At 60.9% G+C, this 14,621-nt stretch carries 14 protein-coding genes; 12 read left to right on the plus strand and 2 right to left on the minus strand.

Annotated elements, in window-relative coordinates; all coding sequences use genetic code 11:
* Positions 1-62 precede the first annotated feature (62 nt).
* On the plus strand, positions 63-965 hold the full coding sequence (gene pdxS / locus WMQ00_RS00665; protein ID WP_340440567.1) for a pyridoxal 5'-phosphate synthase lyase subunit PdxS: 903 nt from the start codon (positions 63-65) through the stop codon (positions 963-965).
* Entirely contained in the window at positions 959-1,549 is a 591-nt protein-coding gene (pdxT, locus tag WMQ00_RS00670) for a pyridoxal 5'-phosphate synthase glutaminase subunit PdxT (RefSeq protein ID WP_049383610.1), read from the plus strand. The genes pdxS and pdxT overlap by 7 nt, the downstream gene beginning before the upstream one ends.
* Positions 1,550-1,618: 69 nt before the next feature.
* Here the strand turns inward: pdxT and WMQ00_RS00675 are convergent, their stop codons facing one another.
* Positions 1,619-3,832, minus strand: coding sequence for an NADP-dependent isocitrate dehydrogenase (locus WMQ00_RS00675; protein WP_316360426.1), 2,214 nt, complete (start codon positions 3,830-3,832; stop codon positions 1,619-1,621).
* 215 nt (positions 3,833-4,047) lie between these two features.
* Between WMQ00_RS00675 and WMQ00_RS00680 the strand changes: the two genes are divergently transcribed.
* The 7 genes from WMQ00_RS00680 (at position 4,048) to WMQ00_RS00710 (ending at position 10,774) form a co-directional block, all read left to right on the plus strand.
* Positions 4,048-5,301: an MFS transporter gene (locus WMQ00_RS00680; RefSeq protein WP_200288216.1), complete on the plus strand. Its 1,254-nt coding sequence runs from the start codon at positions 4,048-4,050 to the stop codon at positions 5,299-5,301.
* Between the two features lie 21 nt (positions 5,302-5,322).
* Positions 5,323-6,240 (plus strand): exodeoxyribonuclease III, encoded by a 918-nt coding sequence (locus tag WMQ00_RS00685; protein ID WP_340440568.1) that lies wholly within the window; start codon positions 5,323-5,325, stop codon positions 6,238-6,240.
* Positions 6,240-7,211, plus strand: coding sequence for a trimeric intracellular cation channel family protein (locus tag WMQ00_RS00690; RefSeq protein WP_049378072.1), 972 nt, complete (start codon positions 6,240-6,242; stop codon positions 7,209-7,211). Before WMQ00_RS00685 ends, WMQ00_RS00690 begins: the two co-directional genes overlap by 1 nt.
* A gap of 51 nt (positions 7,212-7,262) precedes the next feature.
* On the plus strand, positions 7,263-7,454 hold the full coding sequence (locus tag WMQ00_RS00695) for a hypothetical protein (protein WP_023020662.1): 192 nt from the start codon (positions 7,263-7,265) through the stop codon (positions 7,452-7,454).
* 108 nt (positions 7,455-7,562) lie between these two features.
* Positions 7,563-8,588 carry a tryptophan--tRNA ligase gene (gene trpS / locus WMQ00_RS00700; RefSeq protein WP_248099786.1) on the plus strand — a complete coding sequence of 342 codons (1,026 nt, stop codon included), beginning with the start codon at positions 7,563-7,565 and terminating at the stop codon, positions 8,586-8,588.
* Between the two features lie 103 nt (positions 8,589-8,691).
* Positions 8,692-9,771 (plus strand): YhjD/YihY/BrkB family envelope integrity protein, encoded by a 1,080-nt coding sequence (locus WMQ00_RS00705; protein WP_023020664.1) that lies wholly within the window; start codon positions 8,692-8,694, stop codon positions 9,769-9,771.
* A 55-nt stretch (positions 9,772-9,826) separates the two neighbouring features.
* Positions 9,827-10,774 (plus strand): RDD family protein, encoded by a 948-nt coding sequence (locus WMQ00_RS00710; RefSeq protein WP_301716118.1) that lies wholly within the window; start codon positions 9,827-9,829, stop codon positions 10,772-10,774.
* Here WMQ00_RS00710 and WMQ00_RS00715 read toward each other — a convergent pair.
* Positions 10,737-11,930, minus strand: coding sequence for a D-alanyl-D-alanine carboxypeptidase family protein (locus tag WMQ00_RS00715; protein WP_248099780.1), 1,194 nt, complete (start codon positions 11,928-11,930; stop codon positions 10,737-10,739). The two genes, WMQ00_RS00710 and WMQ00_RS00715, sit on opposite strands and share 38 nt — an antisense overlap.
* Before the next feature lie 39 nt (positions 11,931-11,969).
* Between WMQ00_RS00715 and WMQ00_RS00720 the strand changes: the two genes are divergently transcribed.
* From WMQ00_RS00720 to WMQ00_RS00730, 3 genes are read left to right on the plus strand one after another with little or no spacing between them, the layout of a single operon-like run.
* Positions 11,970-12,860: an adenosine deaminase gene (locus WMQ00_RS00720; protein WP_234288125.1), complete on the plus strand. Its 891-nt coding sequence runs from the start codon at positions 11,970-11,972 to the stop codon at positions 12,858-12,860.
* A 21-nt stretch (positions 12,861-12,881) separates the two neighbouring features.
* Positions 12,882-13,559, plus strand: coding sequence for a type 1 glutamine amidotransferase domain-containing protein (locus tag WMQ00_RS00725; protein WP_049383641.1), 678 nt, complete (start codon positions 12,882-12,884; stop codon positions 13,557-13,559).
* A complete protein-coding gene (locus WMQ00_RS00730; RefSeq protein ID WP_200288202.1) occupies positions 13,560-14,591 on the plus strand; it encodes an alpha/beta hydrolase in 1,032 nt (343 codons plus the stop codon).
* The last annotated feature ends 30 nt before the right edge of the window (positions 14,592-14,621 follow it).

Genomic DNA, 14,621 nt, shown 5'->3' on the forward strand with positions numbered 1-14,621 from the left:
TAATCCAACACGCTGAAAATGGCTCTTGTCTTGTACCAATTGTGTGGGCCACTATGTGACCTATGACTGAACAGGTAAATGAACAAGGACGCGCCACTACGCGCGTGAAGCGAGGACTAGCCGATATGTTGAAAGGCGGCGTCATCATGGACGTCGTCACGCCGGAGCAGGCGCGCATTGCGGAGGACGCAGGTGCGTCGGCAGTTATGGCGTTGGAGCGCGTGCCGGCCGATATTCGTGCGCAGGGCGGGGTAGCCCGCATGTCGGACCCAGAACTAATTGAGGGCATTGTTGAGGCTGTGGACATCCCGGTCATGGCCAAGGCCCGCATCGGCCACTTTGTGGAGGCTCAGATCCTCGGCGAGTTGGGCGTGGACTTCATCGATGAGTCCGAGGTGCTCAGCCCGGCCGATTATGTCAACCACATCAATAAGTGGGACTTCGACGTGCCGTTCGTGTGTGGCGCGACCAACCTGGGTGAGGCCCTGCGCCGCATCACCGAGGGCGCGGCCATGATTCGCTCCAAGGGCGAGGCCGGCACGGGCGATGTCTCTGAGGCAGTGAAGCACCTGCGCACGATTAAGGCCGAGATTGCCCGCCTGCGCCACCTGGATCGCGATGAGCTCTACGTCGCGGCCAAGGAGCTGCAGGCGCCGTATGGCCTGGTCGCAGAGGTTGCGGAGACCGGCAAGCTCCCGGTTGTGCTTTTTGTTGCCGGTGGCGTGGCCACGCCTGCCGACGCCGCCCTTGTCCGCCAGATGGGCGCCGAAGGTGTCTTCGTCGGCTCCGGCATCTTCAAGTCCGGCGAGCCCGCCAAGCGTGCGGAGGCCATCGTCAAGGCGGCGACCCTCTACGACCAGCCGGCCGAACTAGCCAAGCTTTCCCGCGGCCTGGGCGGGGCCATGGTGGGCATCAATGTCAACGACGTGCCTGCGCCGCACCGCCTGGCCGAGCGCGGATGGTAGCCACCGTTGGGGTGCTGGCGCTGCAAGGTGGCGTCGAGGAGCACCTGCGCATTCTTGATGAGCTCGGTGTTGTTACTCGCCGGGTGCGGGTGCCGCGGGACCTGGACGGGCTCGACGGGCTGGTGATTCCGGGCGGCGAGTCGAGTGTCATCGACAAGCTGGCGCGCAGCTTCGATCTGGCCGAGCCGCTGCGCGACGCCGCAGCTGCAGGCCTGCCGGTGCTCGCGACCTGCGCGGGACTCATCTACTGCGCCCGCGAGCTCGATAACCCCGCGCCGGGGCAGCAAACCCTGGAGCTAGTGGACGTGACCGTGCGCCGCAATGCCTTTGGCAACCAGCGCTTTTCCGAGGAACGTACCGTGCCGGTCGCGATGGGGGAGGAAACGCTCGACATTGAGGCGAGCTTTATCCGCGCGCCGCTGGTTACCCGCCTAGGCGAGGGCGTCGAGGTCATCGCGACGGTGCCGGGAGAGGGCGGCGACGCAGTGGTCGGCGTGCGACAGGGCCGCGTGACAGCGCTGAGCTTCCACCCAGAAGAAAATGGCGACGCCCGCGTGCACGCCGCCTGGCTCGATAGCTTCTAAACCCGCGCGCACACTAAAGCCGCCCCGCAGCGAAGCAATGAACGCTGCGGGGCGGCTTTTTGGGAAGAATTACTTCTTCAGGCCGTCGATAATCTCGTTGAACTTTGCTACCGGGCGCATGACGGCAGAGGTCTTCTCGTCATTTGGCCAGTAGTAGCCGCCGAGGTCTGCGGGGTTGCCCTGGGCGTCGACAAGCGCCTGGGCAATCTCGTCTGCCTGGGAGGACAGCTGGGAAGCTACGTCCTTGAAGGCGGCGGCGAGATCGGCGTCATCGGTCTGGTTAGCCAGCTCTTCGGCCCAGAAGGTGGCCAGGAAGAAGTGGGAACCGCGGTTATCGATTTCGCCTACCTTGCGGGACGGGGACTTGCCCTCATTGAGCAGGCGCTCGGTGGCCTTGTCCAAGGTAGCGGCCAGGACGCCGGCCTTCTCGTTGCCGTTGGTCTGCTTTTCGTGGCGGAAGGACTCAGCCAAGGCCAGGAACTCGCCGAGGGAATCCCAGCGCAGGTGGTTTTCTTCTTCTACCTGCTGGACGTGCTTCGGGGCGGAGCCGCCGGCACCGGTCTCGAAGAGGCCGCCACCTGCCATGAGTGGAACCACAGATAGCATCTTGGCGGAGGTGCCCAGCTCGAGGATGGGGAAGAGGTCCGTGTTGTAGTCACGCAGCACGTTGCCGGTAACGGAGATGGTGTCCTCGCCGCGGCGGATGCGCTCGATGGAGGTCTTGGTAGCGGTTACCGGGTCCTCGATGGAGATGTCTAGGCCCTCGGTGTCGTGGTCCTTAAGGTACTTCTCCACCAGGGACTGGATATTGCGGTCGTGGCCGCGCTCCGGGTCGAGCCAGAAGATGGTCTTCATACCGGACAGGCGAGCGCGGTTGACGGCGAGCTTGACCCAGTCCTGGATCGGGGCGTCCTTGGTCTGGCAGGCGCGCCAGATATCGCCTTCCTCCACATCGTGGGAGATGAGGACCTCGCCCTGGGAGTTGCGAACCTCAACAGTGCCCGCGGCCGGGATCTTGAAGGTCTTATTGTGGGAGCCGTACTCCTCGGCCTTCTGCGCCATCAGGCCAACGTTCGGCACGGTACCCATGGTGGTCGGGTCGAAGGCACCATTTTCCTTGCAGTCCTCGATAACAGCCTGGTACACGCCAGCGTAGGAGGAATCCGGAATGACGGCGAGGGTGTCCTGCTCCTCGTCGTTCTTATTCCACATGTGGCCGGAGGTACGGATCATGGCGGGCATGGAGGCGTCAATAATGACGTCGGAAGGCACGTGCAGGTTGGTGATGCCCTTGTGGGAGTTGACCATGGCAAGGTCGGGGCCGTCGGAAAGCGCGGCATCGAAAGCGGCCTTGAGTTCTTCGCCATTGTCCAGGTTCTTCAGGCCCTCGTAGATAGCGCCCAAGCCGTTCTCGCCGTTGAGGCCGGCAGCCAGCAGCTCCTCGCCATACTTGTCATATACATCAGCAAAGAAAGCGCGGACGACGTGGCCGAAGAGGATGGGGTCAGAGACCTTCATCATGGTGGCCTTCAGATGGGTGGAAAAGAGCACGCCCTCTTCCTTGGCGCGCTTGACCTGTGCGATGAGGAACTCATCCAGAGCCTTGGCGGACATGAAGGTGCCGTCGATGACCTCGCCCTTGAGAACCGGCAACTCCGGCAGCAGGGTCTGCTCGCCGTCGGCGGTCTTAAGGACGATGGACAAGGTGTCCTCGTTTTCCAGGATGACGGACTTTTCATTGTGGCGGAAGTCGTTGTCCGCCATGGTGGCAACGTTGGTCTTGGAGTCCTTGGACCACTCACCCATGCGGTGCGGGTGCTTCTTGACGAAGTTCTTCACGGCCTCCGGTGCGCGGCGGTCGGAGTTGCCCTCACGCAGCACCGGGTTAACAGCGGAGCCCTTGACGGAATCGTAGCGGGTAGCGATGTCCTTTTCTTCCTCGGTGGAAGGGTTATCCGGGTAATCAGGCAGGTCGTAGCCGGCAGCCTGCAGCTCCGCGATGGCCTTCTTCAGCTGCACCAGGGAAGCGGAAATATTCGGCAGCTTGATGATATTTGCTTCCGGAGTCTTGGCCATCTTGCCCAGCTCTGCCAAGGCGTCTTCGACCTTCTGCTCTTCGGTCAGGCGCTCTGGGAACTGCGCGGCGATGCGGGCGGCCAGCGAAATATCTCGGGTTTCTACGTCAATGCCCGCAGTAGAAGCGAAGGCCTCCACGATGGGCTTGAGGGAGTAGGTCGCCAGCAGCGGCGCCTCATCGGTACGGGTCCACGTAATCTTTGCCATGATTCTCCTAATTAACGTTGGAAAATTGCTCAAGTGCCCAGAGTACCGATTTTGTGGGCGGCATGTGGGCCAGTTTGCTGATAGTGATCCCCCATTTGCGCCCCTTGAAAAGGGTTGCGTGGCTAGCATCACCCACTGGCTGGCGGGGTGGAGATATTCACGGCCGCCCGCTGCGGGCATGCTGCAGATAAACGCGGGGTGTACCCTCACTCTCCATGAAAATCATCGACGAGCTAAGCCCGCGCAGCGCCCATGAACCCCGCATTCGGCGTCGTCCGTTGCCTTTACAAACGGAGATTACCGCTGGTCGCCGCGCTATTGTCATGGTGGCGATGGCGCTTGGTGCCTTTGCCATTGGCACTACGGAGTTCGTGTCGATGGGCCTGCTGCCGCTTATCGCGGATGATTTTGGCATTTCGGAAGAAAACGCCTCGACTCTCATCACCATTTACGCGATGGGCGTGGTGGTCGGTGCCCCGCTGATTGCGGCCTTTACCGGCAAGCTCCCACGCCGTCGCTTGATCCTGCTGCTCATTGGATTCCTCGTGGTGGGAAACCTGCTATCGGTGGTGGCACCGAATTACGCCATCCTCATGGTGGCGCGCTTCATTGCGGGTATGCCGCACGGTGCTTATTTCTCCGTGGCGAACCTTTCGGCCGCATCCATGGCGCCTCCAGGCGGCCGCGGCAAGGCCATGGCCTACGTAGGCATGGGTCTGGCCATCGCCACGGTCATTGGGGTGCCGGCCGCGCAGGCGCTTGGCTCCGCGTTAGGCTGGCAGGCGGCCTACCTTGTGGTTGTGGCGCTGGGCATTATCACCGCCATTGCGTTGTTTTTCCTGATGCCGCACATGACGGAGATGAAACAGACCGATATCCGCACGGAGTTTGGGGCGTTTAAAAATAGCCAGGTGTGGTTCACCGTCATCATGGGCGTGGTGGGCTTTGGCGGCATGTTCTCCGTCTATACCTATATTTCTTGGACCATGACCGAGGTTGCCGGCATGGATCAGAGCCTCATCTGGGTCGTGCTCATGGCCTATGGCATCGGCATGACCATCGGCAATGCCTTCGGCGGCTGGCTGGCGGACCGCAACCTGGAGTTTGGCATCATTTTTGCCTTGGCCTGCCTGATCGTTATTTTGACGGCCTTTTATTTCCTCTCCGGACACGCCATCCCGGCCACGATTTGCTTTGGCTGCGTAGCGTTTATGGGCTCCACCTTGGTGCCTTCGCTGCAGCTGCGCTTGGTGCATGTGGCTGGCGACGCCCAGACTTTGGCCGCCGCACTCAACCAGTCCGCGTTGAACATTGCGAATGCAGCGGGTGCGACCATTGGTGGCGCCGTGGTGGGTGCCGGCTGGGGCTACTCCGCTCCGGCACTGGCGGGTGCCGGCCTGGCGGCTGCGGGTTGCCTGGTGTGGGCTGCGACGATGTGGGATAAAAAGCGCCTTGCTCGCCATTCATAAACGGACCGATATGCTGGTTGCATGACCCTTACCATCGCGAGCGTTAACGTCAACGGAATCCGCGCTGCGTGTAAGCAGCGCAATGAAAATAATCCCGGCATGAATGCCTGGTTAGAGGCGACTTCGGCCGATATCGTGCTCATGCAAGAGGTGCGCGCTACCCCGCAGCAGGCCGAAAAGGCCTTGGCCCCGGCCCTGGAGGCGGGCTGGCATTTGGCTCTTGCCGACGCCGCCGCAAAGGGCCGCGCCGGCGTGGGCATTTTGTCTCGCACCCCGCTTGCCGACGTCGAAGTGGGCTTCGGCTCCTTTAGCGACGCCGGCCGCTGGGTTGCGGCCACCACCCGCGATATCCGCGTTGCCTCTCTGTACCTGCCTTCCGGTGATACGGATTCGCCGAAGTTGGATGAAAAGTACCGCTTCTTGGACGAGTTCCAAGACATTCTGGCGGATAACGCGGCGCGCACGAACCCCGATGGCAGCCCGTCCGAAATGGTGATCGGCGGCGATTGGAATATCTGCCACCGCGCCCAGGACCTGAAGAATAATAAGGCCAATGAAAAGAAGGCCGGCCATCTGCCCGAAGAGCGCGCCTTCATGGACCACGTCTTTGGTGCGTTCCCGGATGATGAGCCGCAGGAAAAGAAGAACCTGGGGCAATGGCAGGGCGTCGTCGACTACGCCGGCGGCGAGCCGTGGGCCCCGGCCGCGCAGCCACAGTGGTTCGACGTGGCCCGCCGCCTGCACCCGGACGAAGACGGCCCCTATACCTGGTGGACCTACCGCGGCCAGGCCTTTAATAACAACGCCGGGTGGCGCATCGATTATCAGGCGGCTACCCGTCCGATGCTGGAGCGCGCGCAGCGCACCTGGGTGGAAAAGGCCCCCACCGTGGAGCAGCGCTGGTCCGACCATTCCCCACTAGTGGTGGAGTACAGCTGATGACGCCATTATTTAGCGTCCTTTACGTAGTCGGCATTACCGCCGAGTCTATGACCGCCGCATTATCCGCTGGACGCCAAAAACTCGACCTATTTGGTGTCACCATGATCGCCTCCATGACGGCGCTCGGCGGCGGCACGGTGCGCGATATGATCCTCGATGATCCTCCATTTACCTGGGTAGAGCACCCCATTTATTTGGTGATTGTCATCGTGGCGGCCGTGGTGACGGTGGGCATGTCCTTCCTTATGCACTACTTCCGCCATCTCTTCCTCATCTTGGATGCCCTAGGGCTCGCGGTCTTTTCGGTGCTGGGCACCCAAATCGCAGTCCACTTGGGCCACGGGTTCATTATTGCCTCGGTGTCTGCGGTGATTTCCGGCGTTTTTGGTGGCGTGCTGCGTGACCTGCTTTCAGATCGCATTCCGCTGGTCTTTTCCGGCGAATATTATGCCGCCATTTCCCTGCTGGCCGCGGCGCTTTTTATGGCGCTCTACCATGGCGGCTTGGCCGAAGAACCGGCCGCGATCATCACCGCCTCCGTGTGCTTTATTGCCCGCTTGGCCGCGATCTACTTCAAGAAGGGCTTGCCCGTCTTTGAATATCGTGATGCCGAACAGCAGATGGACCCGCGTTTGCGGTTGTCCGCGCGCATCGTGCGCGATGGCGCCCGCAAGGCCAAGCGCAAGGCAGGCGCGGCCACGCGATACGCCAGCCCCATCACGCGTCCGTTGACTAGGCCTTTAAGCCGCCCGTTTAAGAACAAGACACGAGCTTTTTCTACTGCGGCAGAGGGGGCGGACTACGACGATATTTCCAGCAACCGCATCGCGCGCCGCCCGAAGCAACAATCGATTACCCGGCCGAGTGGCCGGCACTCGCCAGGGGCGAGGGGAGTAAACGTGGAGCAGCAGTGGAGCTTTAATAAGGGGGACGTCGGCAAGCGCAAGGCGCCTAAACACAAGCAGTAGTGCTACTATGGGTAGGTCAAAAAATTCAGTAATCTGCAACGGAGAAAGTTCATGGCTCGCGCAATTATTTCTTTCGTCCTCGGCGCTGTAATCCTCGGCCTGAGCATCTGGTGGTGGACCATTGTTGGACCATCCTTCGCTTTCCTCGGCCCCATCGTGCTCATGGGCGTAGGTGGCGCGCTGATGGTTTCCGGTTGGGCCATCCTGATGGACGTGGTCAGCCCCACCTCCCGCAAGATTTAAAATCTTTGCGTCGCATTCCCTCTGCCCTGTGGGCGGGGGGGAATTTTTCGATCCGGTGGGGGAAGGATGTGGACCGCGCGCCGGAGCTAGGGGGTAGGATAAAGCACCATGACTGCAGACAATTCCACCGTTTCCCGCGTCCTGTCCGGTATCCAACCCACCGCTGATTCCTATCACCTGGGTAATTACCTGGGAGCGCTGAAGCAGTGGATTGACCTGCAGGACGGCTATGATGCCTTCTACTTCATCCCTGACCTGCACGCGATAACCGTAGAGCAAAATCCGGAGGAGCTGCGCAACCGCACCATCGCGGGTGCCGCCCAGCTTATTGCCCTAGGCATTGACCCGGACAAGTCCACGCTCTTTGTCCAGTCGCACGTGCCTGCGCACACGGAGTTGACCTGGGTCTTTCAGTGCCTGACCGGTTTTGGTGAGGCCTCCCGCATGACCCAGTTCAAGGACAAATCCGCCAAGCAGGGATCGGACCGCACCTCGGTAGGCCTATTTACCTACCCGATCCTCATGGCCGCAGATATTCTGCTGTACTCGCCGGATTATGTGCCCGTGGGCGAAGACCAGCGCCAACATCTGGAGTTGACCCGCAACCTGGCCGAGCGCTTCAACAATAAGTACGGCGATATCTTCAAGGTGCCCGAGCCGTTTATCCCAGAGGGCGCGGCCAAGATTTATGACCTGCAGGAGCCGACCTCCAAGATGTCTAAGTCCGGTGCCAACCCCAAGGGCTTGGTCAATCTCTTGGATGCGCCGAAGACCTCAGCCAAGCGCATTAAGTCCGCCGTAACGGATGACTTGGGCTCGGTAGCCTTTGACCGCGAAAATCAGCCGGGTGTGTCTAACCTATTGGTCATCCAGTCCGCGCTGACCGGTGAATCCATCGATTCCCTGGTGGAGAAGTACGCCGGCCAAGGCTATGGCCACCTTAAGGTCGATACCGCAGATGCGCTGCAGGAATTTACCACTCCGCTCAAGGCACGCTTTGATGAGCTGATGGCGGATCGCGGCGAGCTCGAGCGCATCCTGGCCAAGGGCGCAGAAACGGCGCAAGAAATTGCCCAGCCGCTTGTCGACGACGTCTATGAAAAGGTCGGCTTCCTTCCTCGCCTGCGCAAGTAGCAAGGGGGCTGCTTCCCCCGTGCTCCACCCCACAAAGGGACAACAGGACATTTGCCAGTTACTCTAGGTGGGATAAATACTGTGCGAGCAAGAAGGGAAGCACGTGCCTACCACCACGCAATCCTCCTCGAAGAAGACGGACCACTACGGCATCGAACGCGCCAATGCCGACGATCCCGGTGCGGTAGATAAGATCCGCGCCAAGTCCGGATTCGTTGATCATCTGATGCGCATGAACGAGCGCTATGGTGCAGAAGGCGGAAACCAATTTGCCGCCGGCATCACCTATTACTCGGTGCTGTCTATCTTCCCGCTCGCGATGCTGATCGTGGCTACCGTCGCCGCCGTCTTGGCTAATCGCGAGGACTTGCTCAATGACTTGCAGTCCCAGATCACCAGCTCGCTAGATGGCGATATGGGCGATACGGTCAACGAGATTCTCGATACGGCCATTGAGCAGCGCGGGGCCATGTTTGGTATCGGTGGTTTGACCACCCTGTGGTCCGGACTGGGCTGGATGAATAACCTGCGCATCGGCATCTCGGCTATGTGGGGCATCGACGCCAACGAAGGCGGTTCCTTCCTGAAGAAGAAGCTTTCTGACTTGGTAGGTCTCATCGGCCTGATCCTGGCGTTCCTCATCGCCTTTGGCGTGACTGCCGCCGGTTCCTCTGGTCTTACCCAGAAGATTTTTGAGAAGGTCGGCATCGAGTCCTTCCCGGGCATGGATTTTGTGATTTTCTTTGTCGGCTTGGCAGTGGGCCTATTGGCTAACTTCATCGTCATGTGGTGGATGATTATGATCCTGCCGCGCACCAAGGTGCCGAAGAAATCTGGCCTCATCGGTGCGGCCATCGGTGCGGTGGCTTTCGAGCTGCTCAAGCAACTGTCTACGGTCATCATGTCTTCTGCTACCGGCAGCCCCGCCGGTGCGGTCTTCGGTCCGGTCATCGTGCTCATGGTGGTCATGTACCTGATTTGGCGCGTGGTGCTGTATATCTCCGCGTGGACCGCCACCACCGCCGAGTCCCTGAAGTTTGCGCACCCGCCTGTCCCAGAGCCAGCCGTAATTCGCGTGCGCAATGAGGTCAAGGAGGGCGCACCGGCAGGCGCGACCTTCGGCATTGGTGCTGCTTTGGGTGCTGCGGCCGTGGGTGCGTTTAGCTTGCTGCGCCGCAAGTAAATCTCCTCCTAAGGGGTGAGGACGCCGCTGCTATTCGGCTTTAAGATAGAACATTATGAACGCCAATGACATCGCACCGAATCTTTATGAAGAATGGGGACTAGACCGCCGCGATGGCGAGCGGGAACTCTTGGTTTTACTGGAGTCCAAGGATTTGTCGCTAGAGCAGCAAGGTCAAGACATCGAGGACCCGCGGCGTGCGCAGCTGCGCATCGCCGCCAGCGTCTTGGGCTCTGCTGCGAAGCGCGCGGAATACGATAAGGCGTGTGAGGCGGGTCTGCGCCCCACGTGGGGTGACTTGGGACAGCTGGGCGCGATAGGCCAGTGGAGCCCGCGGCCGCAGCAACAGCAGCAGCCGCAACAGTCGCAGCAGGCTCAGTTTTTTCAGTCTGGTCAGGCGGCAGGACCGGGGTACCAAGCGCACCAAGAACCACGATTTGCGCAGACTGCTAGCCCTTACGGGTCGCCGTATTCACGCAACCCCTTTGCCCCGCAGCACAATCCATTCCCGCCGGCAACGGCGAACGCGGCCGTCCCCGCACCGCTGCTACAACACCCAGCGCCTGAAATCAGTCAGCGCGCCGGTCAAGATGCGCGCATCGGAATGGCCATTTTGGACCTATTCTTTTTCTCACTCATCAGCGGTAGCTTCGGCGGCGCGCTGCTTTCTGGTGGTGTGGATGAACTCTCGACGTTTATCGGTGGTGCCATCATCTTGCTGCTCTACGTTTTGGGCACTGAGTGTTGGCTCGGCGCCAGCCCGGCCAAGCTGCTGATGGGCTACACAGTGCGCGATGTCGATACCAAAGAGCGGCTTAGCCTCACCCAGTCCGCAAAGCGTCAGTGGTGGCGCCTAGTCAATATTGTGCCGGGACCTGGTACCTTCGCCAGCTGGGTGGGTGCCGGCGTGCACACCTTCACCATTACGGAGAAAAATAACCGCCGCGGCTCCCACGATGAGTGGGCTAACGCCGAAGTAGTGAAAAAGCACCCACGCAAATAGCCAGCAAAGCTACAGCGCCAGCGATGACCCAGCCAAGCCACCCCTGCACCCCAGCTAAAGAGGAGTTTGCAGATTGTGCCTGGGTATCGGGCGCAGGTGTGGGTGCGAGGGAGGCAGGAGAGTCGGCGTCGGCAAGCAGCTGGCCTACGCCATCCCCAGGGGAAACCTTATAGGCCTCGTACAAAAGCTTTTGGGCCTGTTCCCAGGCACGCGGGCCGTGCTCCACGGTGGTATCGAGCAGGACCGCCTGCAAGCGCCGACCATGGCGATCGAGCGCACCGACGAAGGTATGGTGCGCATCATCGGTAAAACCCGTCTTGCCACCAATGCCGTCCGGATCGTTGAGGAAAAGCCCGTTATCGTTGCCTAATTGGTAGCCGTCAAAATCTCCCCAGCCGGGAAAATCCACGGACTCCGTATCGACAATGCGCGCAAAGGTCGGGTTATGGAAGGCCGCGCGGTAAATGCGGGAAATATCCTCGGCCGAGGTAGACATCCCCGGGGCGTCGAGCCCGGAGTAGCTGGCCGCAAAGGTGGAATTCGTGCCAATCTCGGCCGCCTTGTCATTGACCTTGCGCAAAGTGACCTCGTCGCCGCCCAATTCCTGTGCCAGCGCGTGCGCGGCATCGTTGCCGGAAGCCATGAGCAAGCCCTCAAGGAGCTGCTCCACCGTGTACTTGCCACCGGGACCGATGCCTACCGCAGAGCCGTCAATCTGTGCAGATTCTTCGCCTACCTCGACCTTCTTGTGCAGATCCAGTTCGTCGATGACCACGAGCGCCAGCAGCGCCTTAATGATAGAGGCCGGCCGGTAGCGGCCGTTAGGGTCCTTCATCGCGATAATCTCGCCGGTATCGATATCGGAGACCATCCATGCTGCGGCCACTACATCCTTGTCCACATGGAACCCCGCAGGCAGGGTAGTACCGCATGCCTCATCGCTATCCACCGGTGGCAGCGGGGTGGGTGAGGCTTGCCCGGGGGCGAGCCGCTCCGAGGTGGTAGTGGCCTTTTCCGGCCGCTCGGCGTGGGGGCACCTATCGGTATCCGGGGCAGTGGTTCGCGTGGTGGTAGGAGTAGTCGGCGCTTCCGCCAGCGCGAGCGGTGGGCCGCTCAGCAAGACGGCGGTGAGAGAACTAGCGAGAATTCTTTTCATGACATGACACATCTTAGGCCCGTGCCTACGATGGGACGCATGCATGACGCGCCTTTAATTAGCCCAGAAAATAAGGACTCCGCCGCCGACGTGGTGGCCAAGCTTCCTAAGGTCTCCCTCTTTGAGACCATTACCTCCACGGCCGCTACGCCGGAGGAGCTTACCGCGACCATCCGTGAGCGCTACGAGGCCTTGGCCGCAGACGGCGTGGTCTACGCAGAGGTGCACCTAGACCCCGCAGAGCTTGGTCTCGACGCTGCCGCTGTGGTGGAGGCCGCCGCAGCCGCCCGCATCGCTGGTCTTGACTCCCGCCTTGTCCTCGCTGGCTCGGCCCCAGAGGAAGCAGTGCCTGATGATGCCCCCGTGGTGGGTTATAGCCTGCCGCAGGGCCAAGCGAGCGGGGCCGCAGATTTTCGTGCGGCTTACCTGCCCACCCAGATCCAGGTGGGAGAAGACTTCGCAGAAGTAGAACGTGCCGCCCAGGCAGGCGTGAATCGCCTGATCCATCCGGTCAATATGATCGATGACTTCAGCGCGAATATTGAGGGCATTGTGCCCGGCCAGGCCTCTGGATACATCCGCGACCGTCACATCCCGCTCGTCTTTACTCCACTTGAGGAAGCCGAAGACCTCAATGACCACCCGCTGCCGCTGCTGCAGCAGCTGGGCTTTACCTGCGCCATTTCTTCGGGCGAGACCACGCTGACCAAGCAGTTCCTCGCGCTAAGCGAGGCCTTCGGGTATGGGCTGGAGGAATTTTTCGATCTCACCGTCAAAGCGGTAGAGAATTCCTTCGCTGACCAGGAATTACGGCAGCATCTGCTAGAAACGGTTATCCTGCCAGCATACGAGGAATTATCTGATCCGGAGCTTGCCGGCCCGGACACGGAGGAGTCCCTCGCTGATGCGGCAGAAGCCGCTGAAGAATAAAAACGATTAGAGGAGATTTAGATGCCTTCTGTACTTTTTGTTGTTACCGCCGCTGAAGAGTGGACGCTGGCTGATGGCACTAAGCGCCCCACCGGCTACTGGGCCGAGGAGCTTATTGCCCCTCACCGCGTCTTCCAGGGCGCGGGCTGGGATATCCACTTCGCTACTCCGGGCGCAAAGGCTCCCGTAGTAGACGAGTACAGCCTGGAGGTTCTGCCAGATAATGTGCGCGAAGCACAGGAAAATTACCTCGCAGAGCTGGGTGTAGCGCTGGAAAACCCGATGAACCTGGCTGAGGTCAAGGAGGAAGATTATGACCTTATCTTCTACCCAGGTGGCCACGGACCAATGGAGGATCTGGCCTATGACCAGGATTCCGCTAAGCTCTTGCAGGCGCGCATGGATTCTGGCCGCGCCCTCGGCTTGGTCTGCCATGCCCCGGCCGCGCTCTTGGCAGTGGATAACGAGAATTGGCCGTTCAAGGGCTACAAGATGACCGCCTTTAGCAATGCAGAGGAAGGCGAGGAGATGGTTGCCGCCGCTAAGTGGGCGCTGGAGACCCGCCTGCGTGAGCTCGGCGCGGATTACCAGGAAACCGATCCCATGTCCCCGAACGTCATCGTGGACCGCAACCTCTATACCGGTCAGAACCCGGCATCTTCCGAGCCGTTGGCACAGCGCATCCTGCGCGACTTCTAAATGCACATACCGCGAGTTCTCAAGGCCGGGGCAGCCCTAACCGGGGTTGCCGCGGCCGCGGGGGCGGTGGCGTATGGGCTAAGCCGCCGGCCGTACCTGCGCGAGGTGGCACCGGGGTTGCGCAGCCCGGTTTTATATCTGCCGATGCATGTGCTTCCCGACGCCACCTTTGCCCACGCCAGCCGCTTCTTCGCCACCATCGACTTTTCTCGACCAATCCGGCATGCGGTGGACATTACGGAGTTTTCCGCCTCCTTCGATGGCCACGCTTTTAGCGCCCGCGTACTTACCCCACGCGGCGCTACCGCAGGGGCAGCCGCATCAGGACCGCGCCCCGTGGTGGTGTGGACGCACGGCGGCGGCCATCTCATCGGTGGGCCTGCTATGTATGACCCGCAAAATGCTCGCATGGCGGCCGAGTTGGGCGCCATCGTGGTAGCCCCGCGCTACCACAAGTCCACCCAGGAGCCGTTTCCAGCAGACCATAATGAATGCTATGCCGCGCTGCGTTGGGTACAAGAACACGGCGATACCTTGGGCGGGGATACCTCGCGCATCGCCGTCGCCGGTGATAGCGCAGGCGGCGGACTCGCCGCAGGCCTAGTTGAACGTGCCTTCGACGAGGGGCACCCGGTCCGCGCGCTCGGATTGGTCTATCCCATGCTCGATCACCGCACCACGGATAAGTCCGGCGCGGTGGGCCAATTCATCTGGACGGCCGGCTCGAACCGCGGCGCGTGGTCCATGTACCTGGGAAACGATCACCTGGATGTTGACCTGCCGCGCTATGCTTCGCCGGCCACGCGAGCCGATCTCTCCGGCCTGCCGCCGACCTGGATCGGAGTCGGTGGCATTGATCTTTTCTGCGATGAATCCGTCGCTTTTGCTCGAGCCCTCGACGCAGCCGGCGTGGAAACCACCCTCGATGTATGGGCCGGTGCCTACCACGGGTTTGACCAGATTAAACCCAAGGCCCCGCAATCGCGTGAGCTTATCGACGCCCTCATTGACCACCTCCGCCGCCACCTTTAAAGTCACACTCAGGGAGGTCAAGCGGTGAAC

Origin of the sequence: Corynebacterium sp. KPL2825 (assembly GCF_037908445.1) — a bacterium.
In the GTDB taxonomy this organism is placed as follows: Bacteria; Actinomycetota; Actinomycetes; order Mycobacteriales; family Mycobacteriaceae; genus Corynebacterium; species Corynebacterium kefirresidentii.

Bases quoted from the DNA above. Each gene is read 5' to 3' on its own strand.
- pdxS (WP_340440567.1), top strand. From the start codon at position 63: ATGACTGAACAGGTAAATGAACAAGGACGCGCCACTACGCGCGTGAAG.
- pdxT (WP_049383610.1), top strand. From the start codon at position 959: ATGGTAGCCACCGTTGGGGTGCTGGCGCTGCAAGGTGGCGTCGAGGAG.
- WMQ00_RS00675 (WP_316360426.1), bottom strand. From the start codon at position 3,832: ATGGCAAAGATTACGTGGACCCGTACCGATGAGGCGCCGCTGCTGGCG.
- WMQ00_RS00680 (WP_200288216.1), top strand. From the start codon at position 4,048: ATGAAAATCATCGACGAGCTAAGCCCGCGCAGCGCCCATGAACCCCGC.
- WMQ00_RS00685 (WP_340440568.1), top strand. From the start codon at position 5,323: ATGACCCTTACCATCGCGAGCGTTAACGTCAACGGAATCCGCGCTGCG.
- WMQ00_RS00690 (WP_049378072.1), top strand. From the start codon at position 6,240: ATGACGCCATTATTTAGCGTCCTTTACGTAGTCGGCATTACCGCCGAG.
- WMQ00_RS00695 (WP_023020662.1), top strand. From the start codon at position 7,263: ATGGCTCGCGCAATTATTTCTTTCGTCCTCGGCGCTGTAATCCTCGGC.
- trpS (WP_248099786.1), top strand. From the start codon at position 7,563: ATGACTGCAGACAATTCCACCGTTTCCCGCGTCCTGTCCGGTATCCAA.
- WMQ00_RS00710 (WP_301716118.1), top strand. From the start codon at position 9,827: ATGAACGCCAATGACATCGCACCGAATCTTTATGAAGAATGGGGACTA.
- WMQ00_RS00715 (WP_248099780.1), bottom strand. From the start codon at position 11,930: ATGAAAAGAATTCTCGCTAGTTCTCTCACCGCCGTCTTGCTGAGCGGC.
- WMQ00_RS00720 (WP_234288125.1), top strand. From the start codon at position 11,970: ATGCATGACGCGCCTTTAATTAGCCCAGAAAATAAGGACTCCGCCGCC.
- WMQ00_RS00725 (WP_049383641.1), top strand. From the start codon at position 12,882: ATGCCTTCTGTACTTTTTGTTGTTACCGCCGCTGAAGAGTGGACGCTG.
- WMQ00_RS00730 (WP_200288202.1), top strand. From the start codon at position 13,560: ATGCACATACCGCGAGTTCTCAAGGCCGGGGCAGCCCTAACCGGGGTT.